General features: G+C 72.4%; 12 protein-coding genes. 6 read left to right on the top strand and 6 right to left on the bottom strand.

The features are described 5' to 3' along the window. Positions 1-88: 88 nt before the first annotated feature. Positions 89-1,897, bottom strand: coding sequence for a glycoside hydrolase family 6 protein (locus O7607_RS18110; RefSeq protein WP_269704415.1), 1,809 nt, complete (start codon positions 1,895-1,897; stop codon positions 89-91). A gap of 642 nt (positions 1,898-2,539) precedes the next feature. Here O7607_RS18110 and O7607_RS18105 point away from each other — a divergent pair. Then, positions 2,540-3,757: a hypothetical protein gene (locus tag O7607_RS18105; RefSeq protein ID WP_269704414.1), complete on the top strand. Its 1,218-nt coding sequence runs from the start codon at positions 2,540-2,542 to the stop codon at positions 3,755-3,757. Between the two features lie 79 nt (positions 3,758-3,836). Further along, positions 3,837-4,589: a class F sortase gene (locus O7607_RS18100; protein ID WP_442929531.1), complete on the top strand. Its 753-nt coding sequence runs from the start codon at positions 3,837-3,839 to the stop codon at positions 4,587-4,589. Positions 4,590-4,653: 64 nt separating this feature from the next. Here the strand turns inward: O7607_RS18100 and O7607_RS18095 are convergent, their stop codons facing one another. Then, positions 4,654-9,717 (bottom strand): NAD-glutamate dehydrogenase, encoded by a 5,064-nt coding sequence (locus O7607_RS18095; RefSeq protein ID WP_269704412.1) that lies wholly within the window; start codon positions 9,715-9,717, stop codon positions 4,654-4,656. Between the two features lie 288 nt (positions 9,718-10,005). Here O7607_RS18095 and O7607_RS18090 point away from each other — a divergent pair, with 288 nt between their 5' ends. Both O7607_RS18090 and O7607_RS18085 read left to right on the top strand, forming a co-directional pair. Continuing rightward, positions 10,006-11,970 carry a penicillin-binding transpeptidase domain-containing protein gene (locus O7607_RS18090; RefSeq protein ID WP_269704411.1) on the top strand — a complete coding sequence of 655 codons (1,965 nt, stop codon included), beginning with the start codon at positions 10,006-10,008 and terminating at the stop codon, positions 11,968-11,970. Between the two features lie 111 nt (positions 11,971-12,081). Beyond that, on the top strand, positions 12,082-12,525 hold the full coding sequence (locus tag O7607_RS18085) for a hypothetical protein (protein WP_269704410.1): 444 nt from the start codon (positions 12,082-12,084) through the stop codon (positions 12,523-12,525). 8 nt (positions 12,526-12,533) lie between these two features. On the opposite strand, the gene O7607_RS18080 is transcribed toward O7607_RS18085, so the two are convergent. The 3 genes from O7607_RS18080 to O7607_RS18070 all read right to left on the bottom strand — a co-directional run bounded on the left by O7607_RS18080 (position 12,534) and on the right by O7607_RS18070 (position 16,573). Beyond that, positions 12,534-13,760: an arginase family protein gene (locus O7607_RS18080; protein ID WP_269704409.1), complete on the bottom strand. Its 1,227-nt coding sequence runs from the start codon at positions 13,758-13,760 to the stop codon at positions 12,534-12,536. A 58-nt stretch (positions 13,761-13,818) separates the two neighbouring features. After that, positions 13,819-14,736, bottom strand: coding sequence for a tetratricopeptide repeat protein (locus tag O7607_RS18075; protein WP_269704408.1), 918 nt, complete (start codon positions 14,734-14,736; stop codon positions 13,819-13,821). 148 nt (positions 14,737-14,884) lie between these two features. Continuing rightward, a complete protein-coding gene (locus tag O7607_RS18070) occupies positions 14,885-16,573 on the bottom strand; it encodes an acyl-CoA mutase large subunit family protein (RefSeq protein WP_269704407.1) in 1,689 nt (562 codons plus the stop codon). Positions 16,574-16,890: 317 nt separating this feature from the next. Between O7607_RS18070 and O7607_RS18065 the strand changes: the two genes are divergently transcribed. Beyond that, positions 16,891-17,271, top strand: coding sequence for a hypothetical protein (locus O7607_RS18065; protein WP_269704406.1), 381 nt, complete (start codon positions 16,891-16,893; stop codon positions 17,269-17,271). Positions 17,272-17,274: 3 nt separating this feature from the next. Here the strand turns inward: O7607_RS18065 and O7607_RS18060 are convergent, their stop codons facing one another. Continuing rightward, positions 17,275-18,918, bottom strand: coding sequence for a PucR family transcriptional regulator (locus O7607_RS18060; protein WP_269704405.1), 1,644 nt, complete (start codon positions 18,916-18,918; stop codon positions 17,275-17,277). 103 nt (positions 18,919-19,021) lie between these two features. Between O7607_RS18060 and O7607_RS18055 the strand changes: the two genes are divergently transcribed. Next, positions 19,022-20,554: a CoA-acylating methylmalonate-semialdehyde dehydrogenase gene (locus tag O7607_RS18055; protein WP_442929491.1), complete on the top strand. Its 1,533-nt coding sequence runs from the start codon at positions 19,022-19,024 to the stop codon at positions 20,552-20,554. Positions 20,555-20,573: the final 19 nt, after the last annotated feature.

Here is a 20,573-nt window from a genome sequence, read left to right as displayed (position 1 = left end):
CCTGGTCGACGTGGGCGTCGACCAGGGGCCCGGGGAACCCGCGCGGCGGTGCCTCACTCCCGCCGCGGCGGGTGGCCCTCACCGCGGCTCAGGAGAGCGGCGGGTACGCGTTCTGCATGAGCTGCTGGAACTGGGCCGCGAACCAGGCGCCGGAGATCGGCGCGTCCGGCAGGGCACCGGACATGTTGTTGCCGTTGCGGGCGTTGCCGGTGTAGGTCGGGTCGCACATCCGGTCGAAGCCCTTGCCCTCGTTGTTCGGGATCTCCTTGCTGGAGCCGTCCGACTCACCCGGGGGCTTCACCCAGACGTAGGCGTCGATCCCGGGCTCCGGGTTGGCCTGCGGCCGCTCGCCGAGACCCGCGCCGGCCTGGTTGCACCAGTTGCCGGTGTGGAAGCGGCGGTCGACCCGGCCGCCGTCGACGTACGCGTCCACGCTGGTCGACGGGCCGGGGCCGGTCGGCCGGGCGGCGCCGCCCCAACCGTTGCGGGAGGTGTCGATCAGCATGCCGATGTTGCTGTCGAAGCCGATCGAGACCAGCTTCTGCCGGAACGCCTGGGCGAACGACAGCTCGTCGAGGTACTGGTTCCAGTCGGCCCACTTGGACTGCCGGACGGTCTGGCCGTTCACCGTGTCGGTGATCTTGACGTACGGCTCCCTCAGCGCGGAGTAGTTCGCCGTGTTGACGATGAAGCCCTGCACGTTGGCGACGGTGCTGCCGGAGGCCACAGCGGCGGCCTTGAGCTGGTCGGCGACCGGGCCGAAGTTGCTGTCCCAGCCGATCCAGCCGTGGTGGGCGGCGTCGATGTAGTTGTAGACGTTGCCGATCGCGCCCAGCTTCGCCAGGGCGTAGCCGACACCGTTCACGTACGCGCCGTTGGCCTTCACCGTGTCACACATGACCGTGCCGCCCGCGTTGCCCGAGGTGTTGGTCACCAGGTTGGGCAGCGAGTCGATCTCGATGATGTTGACGATGCGCAGGTTCCGGTACTTCGAGTCGCCCTGGATCGCGGCGATCGGGTCGATGTACTCGGCCTTGTAGCGGGGCAGCTCGTCCGGGCCCAGCTCACCGTTCGAGGCGAGCGCGGAGCAGTCCCGGCCGGGCAGGTTGTAGATGACGAACTGGATGTAGCCGGCACCCTGGGCGACCGCGGCGTCCAGGTGGTCACGGACGCCCATCGCGCCGTTGGAGCTGCTGTCCGGCGTGCCGTTGATGGCGGCGATCCGGTCGATCCAGACGGCGGTCGGGTTGTTCGACACCCGGTTGCCGCCGGACACCGACTCGGCCTTGGCCTTCCACTCGGGGTTCACGTACCCCTTCACACCGGCGTACGGGTTGTCGACCCGCTGCCCGGGCGGCGGCGGGCTGGTCGGCGGCGTCGAGGTCGGCGGGGTCGACGTCGGCGGCGTGCTCGTGGGCGGCGTGCTGGTCGGCGGCGTGCTCGTCGGCGGGGTGCTGGTGGTCGGCGTGCCGCCGTTGCACACAGTGCCGTTGAGCGTGAACTGGGTCGGCTTGGGGTTGCTGCCGCTCCAGGAGCCGTTGAAGCCGATGGTGGTGCTGGCGCCGCTGGCGAGCGACCCGTTGTACGACTCGTTCTGCGCGGTGACGTTCTGCCCGCTCTGGGACCACCTCGCGGACCAGCCGTTCACCACGCGCTGCGAGCTGTTCGGGAAGGTGAAGCCGAGGTTCCACGAGCTGAGCGCGTCACCGATGTTCCTGATGGTCACGTTGCCGGTGAAACCACCGGGCCAGTCGCTGGTCGTGTAGGTCACGCTGCACTGGGTGGCGGCCTGCGCCGCGGTGACCGGGAGGGTCACCAGTCCACCGGCTACCAGGACGCCGGCGCTGGTGAGCGCGAGCGTCCGGCTCCGGCCGGACAGCCTTCTCCACAGATTCATGCCACTGATCTCCTTGGGCGAGACCGGATCCGCGTACGGCCCGGCGCAAATGGCGGCGGCGGTCGTGGGAACGACCGTGCGCGCCACGGGTTTCTTCGGGGGACGCCCGACCCGGACGGGCGTTGTGGGGGGTGGTGGTGCCGACCGGTCCGCAGGACCGGCCGATGGAGCCGGACGTCGTCCGGTGGTGCCGGTTGCCCTCGACGTCTGAGCTCGCGGTGTGGCTCCCCGAACCGCGTGCAGCGATTCTTGCATGGGAGCGCTTCCATGGCAATGGTTCGATGCGCTCGCCGCCCACCCTACCGCCGGCCCGCACCCGCCCCGCCCGTCCCACCAACCCCGTCCGCTACGACCCGCCCGGCTCGGTGGAACGCCATGGGTGTCAAAACGGCCCGATGACACCCGTGACGTTCCACCCACGGCGCGCAGCTCCGCGACGCCGGGGCACGACGGGCGAAGCGGCGACGACGGCGACCGAAGTGGGGCCGATCGGCGCGCCGGGTCGGGGACAGCGCGGACACGCCTGATCTCGACAAACTCCTAAAAGCGAATCTTTCCCCGAATAACTCGCGAAAAGGTCTAACGTCGGCCTTAGCGCGACTGACGTCGGGCTCAGGACGAACAGGGATGGAGACGCTGGTCATGGCTAAGAAGATGCTCGGGAAGGTGGTCGCGGGCGCCGCTCTCGGCGGGGCGGGCCTTCTCGCGTTCACCCCGGGGATGGCCTACGCGGGCGGGCACGACGACGGCAAGGTCATCGCCAAGCCGCACGTGGTGAAGGCGGGGGACACCGTCGAACTGCTCGCGATCTGCTCCGAGCCGCAGAAGCACGCCACCGTCTGGTCGAAGGTGACCGGCAAGGTCGACCTGCACCCGGCCCGGGACGGCGAGCACGGCGACCGGACCGACCGCGGCGGCGACTGGGGCGGTGACAAGGACTGGGGCTGGGACGACAAGGGCCCGGAGGGCAAGGACGAGCACGGCAAGGGCCCGGACGGCAAGGACGAGCACGGCAAGGGCCCGGACGGCAAGGACGAGCACGGCAAGGGCCCGGACGGCAAGGACGAGCACGGCAAGGGTCCGGACGGCCGCGGCGAGCCGGGCTGGGACGACAAGGGCCCCGGCGGCAACGGTCCGGGCGGCAACGGTCCGGGCGGGAACGGTCCGGGCGGGAACGGTCCGGGCGGCGACGGGATGCCGCAGCCTCCGGCGAACCAGCCCCAGCCGGGCGGCCAGCCGGAAGGACAGCCGCAGCCGGGCGGTGCGGGTGCCGGCGCGGCCGTCGAGCCCGGGGACTGGCAGGGGCACGACGAGTACGGCCAGGACGCCGAGCCGGGCTGGGAGAAGGAGAAGCGGGGCGAGCCCGACTGGACCAAGGACGCGCACGGCCCCGACGGCAAGGAGCGGCACGGCAAGGACGAGCACGGCAAGGACGCCAAGGGCGAGTACGGCAAGGACGCCGAGCGCGACTACGGCAAGGACGAGCACGGCTCGTGGCAGGGCGGCAAGGACGACTGGCAGGCGAGCGGAGGCGCCTGGCAGGACGAGAAGGGCGACTACGGCAAGGACGCCGAGCGCGACTACGACAAGGACGGCTGGGAGCACGGGAAGGACTTCGTCTACTACGGCGAGGCCACCGTCTCGCACGACGCCCGGCCGGGCCGCTACGAGCTGCGGGGCTCCTGCGGTGAGGGCGAGCTGGTCGTCCTGCCGCGCGGCGGGGTCGACGGTGGCGACGGCGGCATGACGACCACCGGCGTGGACCGCAACCTCGCCACCGGTGGCGCCGGCATGATCGGTGCCGCGGCGCTGGGCGGCCTGGTGCTGCTGCGCCGGCGGCGGGCCGGTGGCCTGGTCTGACCGGACGACGACCCGGGCCGGCGGCCGTCACGGAAGTCCGTGGCGTGCCGTCGGCACGGCCGTCGTCGTCCTGCTCGCCATGGCCGGGGCCGGCCTGGTCGGCGCGTCGGTCCGCACCGTACCGCCACCCGCCCCGCCGCAGCCGATCTCGCAGGCGGGCCCGGTCACCACGGAGCCACAGATCGATCCGGGCACCGTCTACACCGACCCGGACGCCGGAGGGCGGGTGACACCGGACGCCTCCGCCCAGCCCGTACCCGGCGGCGACGGGCAACCGACGGCGGGCGCCACCGGCCAGGCGACGCCGGGCCTGCCGGCCGGGCCCGCCACCCCGGGCGCCCCGGCCGCGACGGGTGCCACCGGAGCGGCCCCGCTGCCCCGGTCCGCGCCGGTCACCATCTCGATCCCCCGCATCGGGGTGCAGGCCCCGATCATGTCGCTCGGCACGAATCCGGACGGCACGGTCCAGGTGCCCCCGCTGGACCAGGCCATGAAGGCCGGCTGGTACTCCCCCGGCGCCAGCCCGGGCGAGGCCGGCAACGCGGTGATCGTGGGTCACGTCGACTCCGCCCAGCTCGGCCCGGCGGTGTTCTTCAACCTCGGCGCGCTGGTGCCCGGCGACACGATCGTGGTCGCCCGGCAGGACGGCAGGCCCGCCACGTTCGCGGTGCGGGAGGTGGGGTCGTACCCGAAGACCGCCTTTCCCGCCGCGCAGGTCTACGGGCCGTCGACCACGCCCGCCCTGCGCGTGGTGACCTGCGGCGGGGTGTTCGACAAGACGGCCGGCAGCTACCTGAACAACATCGTCGTCTACGCCGAGATGACCGGCTGAGGTCGGGAACGGCGGTGGCCCGGCGGTCGGGGAACCGACCGCCGGGCCACTCGTGCGTGCGGCGTCAGGCCGCCGCCGACGTCCGGACCAGGGTACGGATCTGGCGCAGCAGCACCGACAGCGCGGACAGGTCGGCGCGGGACTCGTCGAACTCCCCCATCGCCCGGTGCGCCCGGTGGATCGAGGTGGCGTTCGCCTGCTCCCACGCCTGCACCCGCTCGACCGGCGGTACGTCCTCCGGCGTCGACCCGAGCACCTCCGCGGTGAGCGCGGCCAGCGCGGCGTACAGGTCGTAGCGCAGCGCCATCCGGGCCAGGGTCTGCCACCTGTCCTCGCGGGGCAGCAGGGAGATCTTCGACAGCAGCGCGTCCACCCGGAACCGGTCGGAGAGGACGAAGTAGACCGAGGCCACCTCGCTCACGTCCCGCCCGGTGCCCTGCGCCGTCTCGACGATGTCCAGCAGGCCGAAGCTGTACATCAGGCGGGTCGCCTGCTCGGCCAGGTCACGCGGCAGCCCGCGGCCGACCAGCGACTCGATGTGCGCCGCGATGGCCTCCCGCTCGGTGCCCCAGAACCGGTGCTCCAGGTCCGGCAGGAGCCGGGCCACACCGTCACGCAGCCGGGCGATCTCCGCCGGCACGTCGATCGGCGAGCGCCGGTTGGTGACCAGCCAGCGCACCGCGCGGTCGAGGAGCCGCCGGGTGTCCAGGTAGACGGCCGTCTGCAACTCGGGCGAGACCTTGTTGTCCAGCGCCTCGACCGCGTCCCAGAGGTCGCGCAGGCCGAACACCTCGCGGACCACCACGTACGCGCGGAGCACGTCCGCCGCGGACGCGGCCGTCTCCTCGACCACCCGGAAGACGAACGAGATGCCGCCCCGGTTGATCGCCTCGTTGACCAGGACCGTGGTGACGATGTCCCGGCGCAGCCGGTGCCGGCCCATCCGGTCGGCGAAGCGCTTCCGCAGCGGGGTCGGGAAGTAGTTGACCAGAACCTCGGTCGTCCACTCCTCGTCCGCCAGGCCCTCGCCGACGATCTCGCGCTCCAACACGATCTTGACGTACGCGAGCAGCACCGCGAACTCCGGCGCGGTCAGGCCGCTCTCGGTGCGGACCGCCAGTTCCTCGTCCGACGGCAACGCCTCCAGCGACCGGTTCAGCGCGCCGGACCGCTCCAGCTCGTTGATCATCCGCCGGTGCACCGGGAGCAGCGAGGCGGCCTGGGCCTGGGCGTTGTTCAGTGCCCGCGCCTGGTCGTAGTTGTCCCGCAGCACCAGCTCGGCGACCTCGTCGGTCATCTGGGCCAGCAGCTCGTCGCGCTCCGGCCGGTCCAGCTCGCCGTCGGCCACCGCCGTGTTGAGCAGGATCTTGATGTTGACCTCGTGGTCGGAGCAGTCCACACCGGCCGCGTTGTCGATGAAGTCGGTGTAGATGCGGCCGCCGGTCGAGGCGTACTCGATCCGGCCCTGCTGGGTGAAGCCCAGGTTGCCGCCCTCGCCGACCACCCGGCAGCGCAGGCTCTTGCCGTCCACCCGGATGGCGTCGTTGGACTTGTCCCCCACCTCGGCGCTGGTCTGGCTGGACGCCTTGACGTAGGTGCCGATGCCGCCGTTCCAGAACAGGTCGACCGGCGCGGTGAGGATCGCCTTCATCAGCTCCTGCGGGCTGATCTGGGTGACGTCGTCGTCGAGGCCGAGCACCGCGCGGACCTGCGGCGAGATCGGCACCGACTTCGCCGTACGCGAATAGACGCCGCCGCCGGCGGAGATCAGCTCGCGGTCGTAGTCCTCCCACGACGAGCGCGGCATGTCGAACAGCCGCTTGCGTTCCTCCCAGGACCGGGCCGAGTCCGGATCCGGGTCCAGGAAGATGTGCCTGTGGTCGAACGCGGCCACCAGCCGGATGTGCTTCGACAGCAGCATCCCGTTGCCGAACACGTCGCCGGACATGTCGCCGACGCCGACCACTGTGAAGTCCTGCGTCTGGGTGTCGTGGCCCAGCTCCCGGAAGTGCCGCTTGACCGACTCCCAGGCGCCCCGGGCGGTGATGCCCATCTTCTTGTGGTCGTAGCCGGCCGAGCCGCCGGAGGCGAACGCGTCGCCGAGCCAGAAGCTGTGCGCCTCGGAGATCTCGTTGGCGATGTCGGAGAACGTCGCCGTGCCCTTGTCGGCGGCCACCACCATGTACGGGTCGTCGCCGTCGTGCCGGACCACGTCGTCGGGCGGCACGATCTCGCCGCTGACGATGTTGTCGGTGACGTCCAGCAGGGCGGAGATGAACTCCTTGTAGCAGATCACCGCCTCGTCCCGGTCGCCCGGCTTCTGCTTGAGCACGAAGCCGCCCTTGGCGCCGACCGGCACGATCACCGCGTTCTTCACCATCTGCGCCTTGACCAGGCCGAGCACCTCGGTCCGGAAGTCCTCGCGCCGGTCGGACCAGCGCAGGCCGCCGCGGGCCACCGGCCCGTAGCGCAGGTGCACGCCCTCGAACCGAGGCGAGTAGACGAAGATCTCGAACTTGGGTCGCGGCGCCGGCAGGTCCGGGATGGCCTGCGGGTCCAGCTTGAACGCCACGTACGCCTTGGGTCGCCCGCCCACCGGCTTCTGGTAGAAGCTGGTGCGCAGCGTGGCCTGGATCAGCGTCAGGTAGGCCCGCAGGATGCGGTCCTGGTCGAGGCTGGCCACCTCGTCCAGCGCCTCGCCGATCGCGTCGACCAGCTCACCGCTGCGCTGCCGGCGCTCGTCGAGCGTGGTCGCGCCCGGGGCGAACCGGGTCTCGAACAGCTTCACCAGCAGTTCGGCGATCTGCGGGTACGCGATGAACGTCTGCTCCATGTACTCCTGGGAGAACACGGTGCCGGCCTGCCTCAGGTACTTCGCGTACGCGCGCAGCACGACGACCTGCCGCCAGGTGAGCCCGGCGCGCAGCACCAGCTCGTTGAAGCCGTCCACCTCGGCCTCGCCCCGCCAGGCGGCGGCGAAGGCGTTCTCCACGTGCGGACGCACCTCGGCCAGGTCCTGGTGCCGCTCGGGCAGCTCCAGACCGAAGTCGTAGAGCCAGATCCGGCCGTCGACGCGCTCCACCTCGTACGGGTGCTCGTCGACCACCTTCACGCCGAGCGAGTGCAGCACCGGCAGCACGGCGGAGAGCATCATCGGCTCGCCGTACCGGTAGACCTTGAACCGCACGTCCATCGCCTCGTCGGCGTCGGCGGCGCGCCCGGCGTACGGACGCGGCGGCGCCTGCTTGCGGAACAGGTGCATCTCCAGCTGGCCGGGCTCCTCCAGCAGCTCCAGCTTCGCCAGGTCCTTCATCGCCTCGTACGGCGTGTGCCCGTCCTTGTAGCCCTCCGGGAAGGCGTCGGCGTACCTGGCGAACAGGTGCTTGGCCTGCTCGTCGCCGAGCTTGCGCTCCAGCACCAGCCGGTAGTCGTCGTCCCAGAGCCGGGTCGCGTCGGCCAGCTCCTCGGCGAGCAGGTCGGCGTCGATGTCACCGGGCGGGTTGTTCGGGTCGGTACGCACGATGAAGTGCACCCGCGCGAGCATCGACTCGGTCACCCGGGTGGTGTAGTCGACGCCGACGCCGTTCAGCTCGCGCAGCAGGATGTCCTGCATGCGGAGCCGGTTCTGCGTGGTGAACCGGTCCCGCGGCAGGTAGATCAGGCAGGAGATGAACCGCCCGTACGCGTCGCGGCGCAGGAACACCCGCAGCTGCCGGCGGCCCGCCATCCGCAGCACGCCGATCACCGCGTGGTAGAGGTCGTCGGTCTTGATCTGGAACAGCTCGTCGCGCGGGTAGGTCTCCAGGATCTGCAACAGGTCCTTGCCGGAGTGGCTGCGCAGGCTCAGGCCCGAGCGGTCCAGCACCTCGGCGACCTTGCGCCGGACCACCGGCAGCTCCTGCACGCTGGTCCGGTACGCCGCGGTGGAGAACAGGCCGAGGAAGCGCCGTTCCCCGACCACCTCGCCGGCCTCGTTGAAGATCTTGAAGCCGATGTAGTCGAGGTACGCCGAGCGGTGCACGGTGGCCCGCGAGTTGGCCTTGGTGATGATGAGCAGGCGCTTCTCCAACACCTTCTCGTGCGCCTCGGGCGTCATCGAGTTCAGCGACCGGGCCTCCGGCGAGTCGGAGCGCAGGATGCCCAGCCCGGTGCCGAGCACCGCCTCCAGGGCCTGCCCGCCGCGCGCCCCGTCGGTGTGCACCAGGCGGTACTCGCGGTAGCCGAGGAACGTGAAGTGGTCGTGCGCCAGCCAGCGCAGCAGCTCCACCGAGTCGGTGATGTCCTTCTCCGGCACCGGCGGGCGATTGTCCGACGTGCGGGCGGCGGCCAGTTCGTCGGCGAGCGCGAGGGCTCGCTGCCGCATCTTCGGCCAGTCCTCGACCGCCTCGCGCACGTCGGTGAGCACCCGCTGCAACTCGCGGCGCAGCGCCTCCCGCTCGGCCGGGTCACGGACCGGGTCGATCTCGATCCGCATCCAGCTCTCGACCAGGTCACCGGCGATGGCGTCGTCCGGTTCCACGTCGGCGGAGACCTCGGTGAGCCGGCCGAGCGGCTCGCGCCGCACCACGACCAGCGGGTGCACCAGCAGGTGCACGTCGAGGTGGCGGGAGTTCAGCAGGGCGGTCACCGAGTCGACGAGGAACGGCATGTCGTCGGTGACGATCTCGACGACCGTGTGGTGCTGTTCGGCGTCCGGCTCGTGGATGCGGAGCTTCAGCTCGCCCGGCACCCGCTGCTGGGCCAGGTCCCGGTGGGCCCGGGCCGCCTCCAGCATCTCCTCGGCGGTGAAGCCGATCAGCTCCTCGTCCGGCGCGAACCGCCAGAAGCGGTCCACCAGCGTGGCCGCGTCGTGGTCGTCGCCGGCGAGTGCGACCGCCTGGGCGACCAGCCGCTCCGCGTTGGGAACGGGCTCGTCCAGCTCGGCGTCCTCCGACTCGTCGGCCAGTGCCTGCGCAGGCAGGCCCAGGTCGTAGAGGGTGTCGATGCTGGAACCGGTCATCCCGGTCACTCCTGTGTCGAGACGGCTGAAACCGTCCCCGTCGGTCGCCGAATCGAAGCTGTCGTCGTCCCGGCCGGTGTCAGCCTGCCGGAGGTCGGGTCCCGGTTTGATCGCCGGACGCCGGTCCATCGGTGCCACTCCCCTCGACCCACCGCGTTGTGGGTCACTCTGCCGCCCAGCCTAGGCCCTACCGCGCGGTACCTCCCGCGGCGGACCACCGGCCGGACGTCCGGATCGGGACTCTGTCCTTTCACCCGTTGCGGGTTCGTGGTCGGCCGATCGCGGAGTACCCCGACTGGCGATGTTCATCACACTGCCACACGCTGCTTCTCGCGCTCCCGGAGGCCGTGGCGGGGCGGTGGCGAGCGCCGCGTCGTACTAGCGTGCAGGGCAGTTGAGCACCGGAGGGACCGCTTCATGCCCGTGTCGTACCCCGTCCGCCCCCGCCGCCACACCCGTCACCGTGCCCTCGCCGCGCTGGCCGCAGTCCTGGTCACAGCCGGTGCGCTGACCGGATGCTCCGGAGACGACGGCCCGGAGACGGCCGTGGAGGCGTTCCTCGGCGGCTGGCGCTCCGGCGACCTGCAGGCGGTCGGCTTCGTCGAGCCGGCCGGCGGGCGGGTGCCCGCCGGTGAGGTGACCAAGCAGATCCAGGCGCTCGCCGGCGCGCTCGCGGCCAACCCGCCGGAGCTGGCCCGCACCGGGGAGATCACCACCAAGGGCGACGTCGCCACCGCGCGCGTCAAGGTGAGCTGGGCGCTGCCCGGCGGCGGCACCTGGGCCTACGAGAATCCGGTACGCCTCAAGCGCGGCGGCGACGACCAGTGGCAGGTGGTCTGGGAGCCGTCGGTGGTGCACGAGAAGCTGGAGAGCGGGGACCGGATCGCGCTGCGGCGGGAGCCGGCGCAGCGCGCCGGTGTGCTGGACGCCGCCGGTCAGCCGATCGTCGCGCCCCGCCCGGTGGTCCGGGTGCAGCTCGTCCCCGGCGAGATCGACGACGTACCGGGCATGGTCCGGAAGCTGGACACCGCGTTCAAGGCGATCCGGCCCGCGCTCACCCCGCCGGTCGACCTCGGCGACCTGCCCAAGCGGCTCAAGGAGGCGAAGGCGGACGGGCTCGTCGAGGTGGTGACGCTGCGCGACGAGGCGTACCGGCAGATCAAGCCGCGCATCTACGACCTGGCCGGCACCCGGTTCGTCTCCGAGCAGCTCATGCTGGCGCCGACCCGCGAGTTCGCCCGGGCGCTGCTCGGCTCGGTCGACCAGGCCACCGCCGACGACCTCCAGGCCCACCCCGACCGGTACGCGCGCGGCGACCTGGTCGGCCACGGCGGCCTCCAGGGCCGGTACGACGAACGGCTGCGCGGCACCCCCGGCGTCACCGTGATCACCGAACGGACCACCCCGGACGGCAAGGTGGAGCCGACCGGCACGGAGCTGTTCCGCAGCGACCCGAAGCCCGGTCAGCCGGTGAAGACGACGATCGACGCGGCCACCCAGAACGCCGCCGACGCCGCGTTGCGCGGGCAGACCCGCCGCTCCGCCCTGGTCGCCGTGCGGATCAGCGACGGCGCGGTGCTGGCCGCCGCGAACGGTCCGGGCGCGGCGGGCGAGAACCTCGCCTTCACCGCCCAGGTTCCGCCGGGTTCGACGTTCAAGATGGTCAGCGCGCTCGGCCTGCTCGACCGCGGTGCGGTGACCCCGCAGACGACTGTGAACTGCCCGAAGACGGCGACCGTCGAGGGCCGGGTCTTCAAGAACTCGGACAACTTCGAGCTGGGCGCGGTGCCGTTCGCCACCGACTTCGCCAAGTCCTGCAACACCGCGTTCGTGGCGCTGGCGCCGAAGCTCGGCCCGGACGGGCTCGCGCAGGCGGGCCGGTCGCTCGGCCTGGAGGCCGAGTGGGATCTGGGCACCGACGCGTTCACCGGCAAGATCTCCGCCAACGGCCCGGCCACCGAGCAGGCCGCCGCCGCGATCGGGCAGGGCACCACGCTGGTCAGCCCGCTGACGATGGCGAGCGCCACCGCGGCGGTGGCCCGGGGCAAGTTCGAGCAGCCCAAGCTGCTGCTCGACCCGGCGCCGGCCAAGCCCGCGCCGGCCGGCGAGGCGCTCAAGCCGGAGTCGGTGGCGGCGCTGAAGACGATGATGCGCGGGGTGGTCACATCGGGCAGCGGCAGCGTGCTCGCGGACGTCCCGGGCGAGCCGGTGCACGGCAAGACCGGCACCGCGGAGTACGACAACAACCCGGCGCACACGCACGCCTGGTTCGTCGGCTGGCAGGGCGACGTGGCCTTCGCCGTCTTCGTGGAACAGGGCGGGGCGGGCTCGAAGGTCGCGGCGCCGATCGCCGAGCGGTTCCTGCGCGGGCTGGCCGGCTGACCGCGCTCACATCGACGTGGTTCGACCATTCGTGCGATCCGCGTCGATGCCGGAGTGCTGGATGATACGGCTCTGACCACAACGGCTCCGACCACAGTGGAGGGGGCCTCGGTGTTCCCCGACCTCTATGCGACCGCCGCCCAGGTACTCCCGGTGGTGTTGCTCGCGCTGATCTGGGAGTCCCGGTTCCTGGATCGCCTGCGGGCGCAGAACCGCCGGCTCCGGCGCGACGATCCGGGCGGTGTCCTGTTCTGGACCCGGCCCCGGGTGCGCGCGTACTCCCTGTTCATCGTGAGCGTCATCGTGACCGGGACGGCACTGGCCGTGCTGGTGCTGGCCGAGGTGCTGCCGCACGGTCGGGTGCTGCGTGCCGGCGTGACGATCTGCGTGCTGCTGGCGCTGGCCACGCTGCTCACCCGGGTCGTGCTGGACGTGCTGGCCGCGACCGGCGCCGAGCCGGGCTCCGGGGGCACGCCTCCCGTGGACCTGCCTCGGTCGCCCACCCCGCCGGAGCCCGGCCCGTCGGCGGACCGCGACGACCCGGCCATGACGTGACCGGCTGCTCAGGGGGTGCCGTCGGCGACCGACGGCGCCTCCTCGACCGGCGGCACGTCCGCGTCGGGCACCGCCACGCGGCGGAGCAGACCGGGACCGACGGGCGGTAGCCGATCCTCCGGGCCGGGCCACGGCGGTGGCTCCTCGGCATCCGCCGACGCGCGTTCGTCGAGCCCGTCGACGGCGGCGGGTGGGCCGATCGGGTCCGTCGCGACGGCGGGCACCGGCACGGTCACCGCCACCGGCTCGGCCCGGCGGCTGTCGGTGCGGGGGGCCGGTGCGACCGGCCCGGCCGGCAGCAGCCGGGGCGGCACGGCACCGGGCGCGACGACCGGGGCGAGCCCGGCCACCACCGTGTTCACGATCTCCGCCGCGTACGCCCCGTCCGGGTCGTAGTCGGGGTCGAAGACGGTCAGCTCGACGCCGAGGCAGTGCGGGGTGTCGACCAGCCCGGCGAGCAGGATCTCCAGCTCGGCGAAGGCGATGCCGCCCGGGTCGGGCGCGTCCACGGCGGGCATGACCGCCGGGTCGAGCACGTCCACGTCGATGTGCACCCAGTAGCCGGCGCAGTCGACGAGCTGCTCGTGCGCCCACTGGGCGGTCCGGGCCGCGCCCTCGGCGCGCAGCGCCGGCACCGGCCGGGTGGTGATGCCGGCGGCCTGGAGGTCGAGGCGGTACTCGTCCTGCGCGCGGATGCCGAGCACCACCACGTCGATGTCCCGGAAGTAGGGCCGTCGCCCTTCGATAGCGGCCAGGTCGGGCTGGCCCCGGCCGGTGACCAGGGCCAGGTCCTCCCCGGCCGCCGCACCGACGTAGGAGGCGTTGCCCGGGTGCCGGAAGTCGGAGTGGCCGTCGACGAAGACCAGCCCGATCCGCCCGCCGACCGCCTCGCCGAGGCGGTGCATGGCCAGCGCCGAGCCGAGCAGCACCGAGCAGTCCCCGCCGAGCACCAGCGGGAACTCGCCCCGGTCGATGATCGCGCCGATCCGGTCGGCGAGCGCCAGCGAGTACGCGGAGATCTCCGGCGCGTGGCAGACGCCGTCGCCGGGTCGCCAGTCCCCCGGGTCGTACCGGGGCGGGGTGAGGCAGCCGGCGTCGCGTGCCCGCAGCCGGGCGAGCAGGCCGTGGTCGCGCAGCGCACCAGGCGCCTTGGCGCAGCCGGGGACGGAGCTGGCGGTCGGCGGGCGCAGTCCGAGGTTCGTCGGCGCGTCGAGGACGGCGATCCGGCGCATCATGGGCTCCCGTCCTCGGCGGTCGGGCGGGCCGGCGGTGCGCCGGCCCGCGCGGGTTGACTCAGAACAGTGCGCTGGCCAGGGCGCGTCGGGCGGAGGCCACGGCCGGGTCGTCCGGGCCGGCGATGGTGAACAGGCCGAGCAGGTGCTGGCGTACCCGGTCCCGGTCGTCTCCGGCGGTGCGCCGGACCAGGCCGACGAGCCGCTTGTACGCCTGGTCGGCGAGGCCGCTGAGCACCTCGATGTCGGCGGCCAGCAGCTGGGCGTCGACGTCGTCGGGGGCGGCGGCCGCGGCGTCGAGCGCGCCCTGCGGGTCCGCGCCGGCGACCCGGCGGGCCAGCCCGACCTGCGCCAGGCCCGCCTCCGCCGCCGCGTCCCCGGGCGACTCGGCGAGGATCTTCCGGTACGCCGCCTCGGCCGCGTCGAGGTCGCCGCTCATCAGCGCGTCGTCGGCGGCGTCGAGGCGCGGGTCCTCCGGCTCGGCGACTGTGACGCCGCCGGCCTTGAGCACCGCCTGGAGCCACTGTCGCAACTGCGACTCCGGCACCGGGCCGGGGAAGGCGTCGATCGGGCGTCCGCCGACGATGGCGTACGTGGTGGGCAGCGCCTGCAGCTGGAACATCTGCGCGAGCCGCGGCTGCTGCTGCACGTCGACCCGGGCCAGCAGCCACGCTCCGCCGCCCTCGGCGGCCAGCTTCTCCAGCACCGGGGCGAACTGGTCGCTCTCCGGGTAGCCGGCGGCGCCGAAGAAGACCACGACCGGTGTGGTGAGCGAGCGTTCGAGCACCTCGGACTGGATGTTCGCCTCGGTCACGTCGATCACGGCGGCGGACCCGGCGGGGCTGCCCGGCAGCCCGGCGGGTGTGCCGCCCGGAGACGGTGTGGCGGTGGAGGTGTCGGCCGGTGCGGGGGTGCGCAGCGCGCTGAGGTCGACCGCGCCGCGGGTGAAGATCGACGAGGTGATCCGTGGGTCGCTCATGGTTGTCTAGTCTCGCACGTACGCGACGGATCTCCGACCAGCCGCGACGGCGACAGTCACCACTCTCCCCCAGCTCAGCCCGCCCGCAAGGAAGGGCCTCTTGTCAACAGCTGCTGTTGACAAGAGGCCCTTCCTTGCAGAGCGGGGGTCAGAAGCGGGCGGGCTCGCGGTAGACGCCCCACTCGGCGCGGAGCGCGTCGCAGATCTCGCCGAGGGTGGCCTCGGCGCGGACCGCGTCGAGCATGGCGGGGATCATGTTCTCGCCGGTCCGCGCCACCTCGACCATCCGCGCCACGGCGGCGGTGACGGCGGCGTCGTCGCGGGCCGACTTGCGCTCGGTCAGCACCCGGCGCTGCTCCAGCTCCACCTCGTGCGAGATGCGCAGGATCTCCAGGTCCTTGGCGACGGTGCCGGTGTGGCAGTTGACGCCGACGATCTTCTTGTCGCCCTTCTCCAGCGCCTGCTGGTAGACGAACGCCGACTCGGCGATGTGCCCGGTGAACCAGCCGTCCTCGATGCCGCGCAGGATGCCGGAGGTCATCGGGCCGATGGTGTGCGGGCCCTCCCCGCCGAGCTGCTTGATCCGGGCGAAGATCTCCTCCGCCTCGGCCTCGATCCGGTCGGTGAGCGCCTCGACGTACCAGGACCCGCCGAGCGGGTCGGCCACGTTCGTCACCCCGGTCTCCTCCATCAGCACCTGCTGGGTCCGCAGGGCGATCTCGGCCGACTCGTCGGTGGGCAGGGCGAGCGTCTCGTCGAGGGCGTTTGTGTGCAGCGAGTTGGTGCCGCCGAGCACCGCCGCCAGGGCCTCCACGGCGGTACGGACCACGTTGTTCACCGGCTGCTGCGCGGTCAGCGACACACCGGCGGTCTGCGTGTGGAACCGCAGCCACTGCGCCTTCTCGCTGGTCGCGCCGTACACGTCGCGCAGCCAGCGGGCCCAGATCCGGCGGGCGGCGCGGAACTTGGCGATCTCCTCGAAGAAGTCCACATGCGAGTCGAAGAAGAAGCTCAGGCCGGGGGCGAACGTGTTCACGTCCAGCCCGCGCGACAGGCCCAGCTCGACGTACCCGAACCCGTCGGCCAGCGTGTACGCCAGCTCCTGCGCGGCGGTCGAGCCGGCCTCACGGATGTGGTAGCCGGAGACGGACAGCGGCTTGTACCGGGGGATCTCCCGGGCGCAGTACTCCATCAGGTCGCCGATGAGGCGCAGGTGCGGCTCGGGGTCGAACAGCCACTCCTTCTGCGCGATGTACTCCTTGAAGATGTCCGTCTGGAGCGTGCCGTCCAGCGTGGACAGGTCGGCGCCCTGCCGCTCGGCGGCGACCAGGTACATGCAGAAGACCGGCACGGCCGGGCCGGAGATGGTCATCGAGGTGGTCACGCCGGCCAGGTCGATGCCGTCGAACAGCACCTCCATGTCGGCGGCCGAGTCCACGGCGACACCACAGTGGCCGACCTCGCCGAGGGACTGCGGGTCGTCCGAGTCGCGGCCCATCAGCGTCGGCATGTCGAAGGCGACGGAGAGACCGCCGCCGCCCGCGCCGAGGATCATCTTGTAGCGCTCGTTGGTCTGCCGGGCGTTGCCGAAACCGGCGAACTGCCTGATGGTCCAGGTCCGTCCGCGGTAGCCGGTCGGATACAGACCCCTGGTGTACGGGAACTCGCCCGGCCAGCCGATCCGCTCGAACCCGGGGTACGCGGTGTCCTCCGGCGGGCCGTACACCGGCTCGACCGGCATTCCGGACAGCGTGGTGAAGTCCGCGTCGCGCTTGCGGGCGGCGTCGTAGCGGGCCTGCCAGCGGGCCCGACCGGCGGCGATCTCGTCAGCGTCCATGCGCGGAGCTCCTTCTCAAGTCGTCGTCCCGAGTCCGAGTGTAGAGCGGGAGCCTGAACGATCCTTAAGGGCTCGCGTACCGGCCGGTAACCGGCGGCCGGTCCCACCGGGACGACCCATCGCTGTCGATCCGCAGGTCAGGGCCCTGTCTCACGTGGCGGACGACTGCCCGGCGCGACCTCCCGGAGGCCCGGTTCCCGTGCCAGACTCCGGCCGTGGGCAATCGAATCGCGACCCGGCTGATTACCTAGGCGGCGTACGCCTCCGCGTGCGTCGCCGGCCACGAGATCCTGTCGGCTCGTCCTTGAGAGGCCCCCGTGAGCGTGTCCGCATCCACCCCCGCCACCGTCGACCATCCCCGGCCCGCCCCCGGCCGCCCGCACGCCGAGCCCGCCGCCGACCACGGCACGCCGACCACGATGGTGATCCACCTCGGCGTGGGCCACTCCACGACCGGCCTGCTCAAGGTGCTCTCCGTGCTGCACTCCCGCCGGGTCGCCGTCTCACACGTCCAGTACGTGCAGTGCCCCGACCGGTCCGCGGTGATGATCGTCGAGTGCACCCCCGGCACGGCGCCGATGGAGACGGTCCGCAAGAGCGTCGCGAACGCCGTACCGGTGGTCAGCGTCAGCGTGCACAGCGCGCCGACCCGCGACGGCGCGCGGCGCCTCCGGTCGGGCCGCGGCACCCACAGGTGACGATCAGCCGGTGGGCTCCGGGCCGCCGGCGCGCATGACGTCCCGGGCGGTGAGCGCCACGTGCAGCGACAGGCGCCGCTCGCTCGAGTCCAGGTCGACGCCGAGCACCCGCTCGATCAACTCCAGCCGCTGGTAGAGCGCGGATCGCGACAGCGACATCGCGTCCGCCGCGCGCCGCTTGTTGCGGCCCTCCACGAGGTACGTCTCCAGCAGCGCGACGTGGTTCGTGCCGTGCCGCTGGTCGTAGGAGAGCAGCGGGCCCAGCTCGCGCTCGACGAACGTCTGCAGGCGCACGTCGTCGCGGAGCAGGTACAGCAGGCCCCGCAGGCGGACGTCGCCGAGCCGGTAGAACGGGCGGGGCTCGGCGGTGTGCACCGTGGCGTCGGCCACCTGCGCCGCTTCGACAAGCGAACGCCGGGCCAGGTCGAGCGTCCGGACCACCGATCCGGCGGCGACGACGACGTCCGAGCCGGCTCGGCACCCCGCCCGGGTGAGCGCGGTGGACAGGCCGTGCAGCGCCGCTTCGTCGGAGCCGGTCTCGTCGAGCGCGACGAGGAGCGTGACGCCGGTGCCACCGGCCGCCTCGTCCACGTCACCGACCAGCGCGGCTAGCCCGCACTCGCGTACCGCCGTCTCCACCGCGTCCAGCAGCTCCCGCCGGGGCGCGTTCGGGCCGGCGCCGCCGGCCGGGGCCGGACGGCGCCGCCGGACCACGACGCCGAGCAGCGGTCGCTGCTCCAGGACGACACCGAGCCCGCGCGCCCGCAGCGCCACGTCCCGGGTGGGCGCCGAGTGGTTGAAGATGCTCAGCAGCAGGCTGCTGCGCGCCTGCCGTTCGACAGACGACGAGTCCCGGGCCACGAGCTGGTTGAGCGCGATGGTGGACGCGGCGCGCTCCAGCAGCACCCGGGTCCGGGCCGGCGGCTCCTGCTCGCACAGCAGCACGAGCCGCCCCCACCGGTTGCCGCGCGCCTCGACGCTCGTCACCAGCCAGCCCGAGCGCGGCTCGTAGCCGGTGCCGGACGGGACCTCGACCGCGCGGGAGCGGGTCTCCCAGCGGTCGAGCAGTTCCTCGGCGGTGAGCGGGCCGGTCTCGTACGCCAGCACGTGATGGGCGAGGTTCTCCAGTACGGCGGGACGCCGGGACAGGCGGGTGACCTCGCGGAGCACCTGCCGGGGCTCGGCGCCCTCCACCGACAGCTCGGTGAAGATGCGGTGGATCTCGTCCTTCGCGAGCAGGTCGGCCGTCTGCTCCTCGACGATCACGGAGTGGACGACCTCGGTGACGGCGACGAAACGCATCTCGCGCCGCAGCGCGATGAGGGGCAGGTTCCGGCTGCGGGCGTGCTCGACCAGCCCGGCCGGCAGCGTGCCGCCGAACCGGCGGCCCAACTCGACCACCACACCCGCCACCCCGACCGCCGCCAGGCCGTCGATCCACCGGCGCAGCCCGTCGTCGTCAGGCGGCAGGCCGATACCGGTGGTCAGCACCAGCTCGCCGCCCCGGAGCAGGTCGGCGATCTCGGGGATCTCGGCGACGTGCACCCAGCGCACCGGCGCGTCCAGCCGGTCCCGGCCCGCCAGGACGCGCGGCCCGGCCTGCTGCAACGCCGGCAGTTCGAGCACGTCGCGGACCGTCATGGGCATCGGAGCGTCTCCCCCCTCTGGCGCACAGTATGTGCGCTTCCCGCGGACGGGAACGACACAGTGCCCATTGCCCCGACCTGGGGAAGCGCAGATGATCCCGGGCATGACCCAGACAGCACCCGGCACCGTGCCCGCTCCCGTCCCGCTGGAGCGGGTGACCCACTGGATCGACGGCAAGCCGTTCGCCGGCGTCACCGAGCGTACGGCCCCAGTCTACGATCCGGCGCTGGGCGCGGTCCGGACCGAGGTGCCGCTGGCCTCGGTCGACGAGGTGGACCAGGCCGTCGCCTCCGCCGCCGCCGCGTTCGCCTCCTGGCGGAACTCGTCGCTGACCAAGCGCACGCAGGTGCTGTTCGCGTTCCGGGAGCTGGTCAACCAGCACAAGCAGGAGCTGGCCGAGCTGATCACGGCCGAGCACGGCAAGGTCGTCTCCGACGCCCTCGGCGAGGTCACCCGGGGCCTGGAGGTCGTCGAGTTCGCGTGCGGCATCCCGCACCTGCTCAAGGGCGGCTACTCGGAGGGCGTCTCCACGAACGTGGACGTCTACTCCATCCGGCAGCCGGTCGGCGTCTGCGCCGTGATCTCCCCCTTCAACTTCCCGGTGATGGTCCCGATGTGGTTCGTGCCCATCGCCATCGCGGCGGGCAACGCCGTCGTGCTCAAGCCCAGCGAGAAGGACCCGTCCGCGTCGCTGCTCGTGGCCCGGCTGTGGGAGCAGGCCGGCCTGCCCGCCGGCGTGTTCAACGTCGTGCACGGCGACAAGGTCGCCGTGGACCGGCTGCTGGAGCACCCCGAGGTCAAGGCGGTGTCGTTCGTCGGTTCCACGCCGATCGCCCGGTACGTGTACGAGACCGGCACCCGCAACGGCAAGCGCGTCCAGGCCCTCGGCGGCGCGAAGAACCACATGGTGGTGCTGCCGGACGCCGACCTCGACCTGGCGGCCGACGCGGCGGTGAACGCCGGGTTCGGCTCGGCCGGCGAGCGGTGCATGGCGATCTCGGCCCTGGTGGTCGTCGAGCCCGTCGCCGACGACCTGGTGGCCCGGATCCGGGAGCGGATCGCCACGCTGAAGGTCGGTGACGGCCGGCGCTCCTGCGACATGGGCCCGCTGGTCACCCGGGAGCACCGCGACCGCGTCGCGTCGTACCTCGACGCGGGTGTCGAGGCCGGCGCGGAGCTGGTGGTGGACGGCCGCGAGGTGCGGGTCGACGGCGACGAGTCCGGGTTCTGGCTCGGCCCGAGCCTGCTGGACCGGGTGTCGCCGGAGATGAGCGTCTACACCGACGAGATCTTCGGGCCGGTGCTCTCCGTGGTGCGCGTCGGCAGCTACGACGAGGCGCTCGCGCTGGTGAACGCCAACCGGTACGGCAACGGCACGGCCATCTTCACAAACGACGGCGGTGCGGCCCGCCGCTACCAGAACGAGGTCGAGGTCGGCATGGTCGGCGTCAACGTGCCGATCCCGGTGCCGATGGCCTACTACTCCTTCGGTGGCTGGAAGGACAGCCTCTTCGGCGACTCGCACGCCCACGGCGCCGAGGGCGTGCACTTCTTCACCCGTGGCAAGGTCGTCACCTCCCGGTGGCTCGACCCCAGCCACGGCGGCATCAACCTCGGCTTCCCCGAGAACGTCTGAGCAGCGGAGAGAGAACGCC

This window comes from Micromonospora sp. WMMA1949 (assembly GCF_027460145.1).
Lineage (GTDB): Bacteria > Actinomycetota > Actinomycetes > Mycobacteriales > Micromonosporaceae > Micromonospora.
Note: the sequence above shows the minus strand (reverse complement) of the source record. Positions and strands in the feature narration are given on the sequence as shown.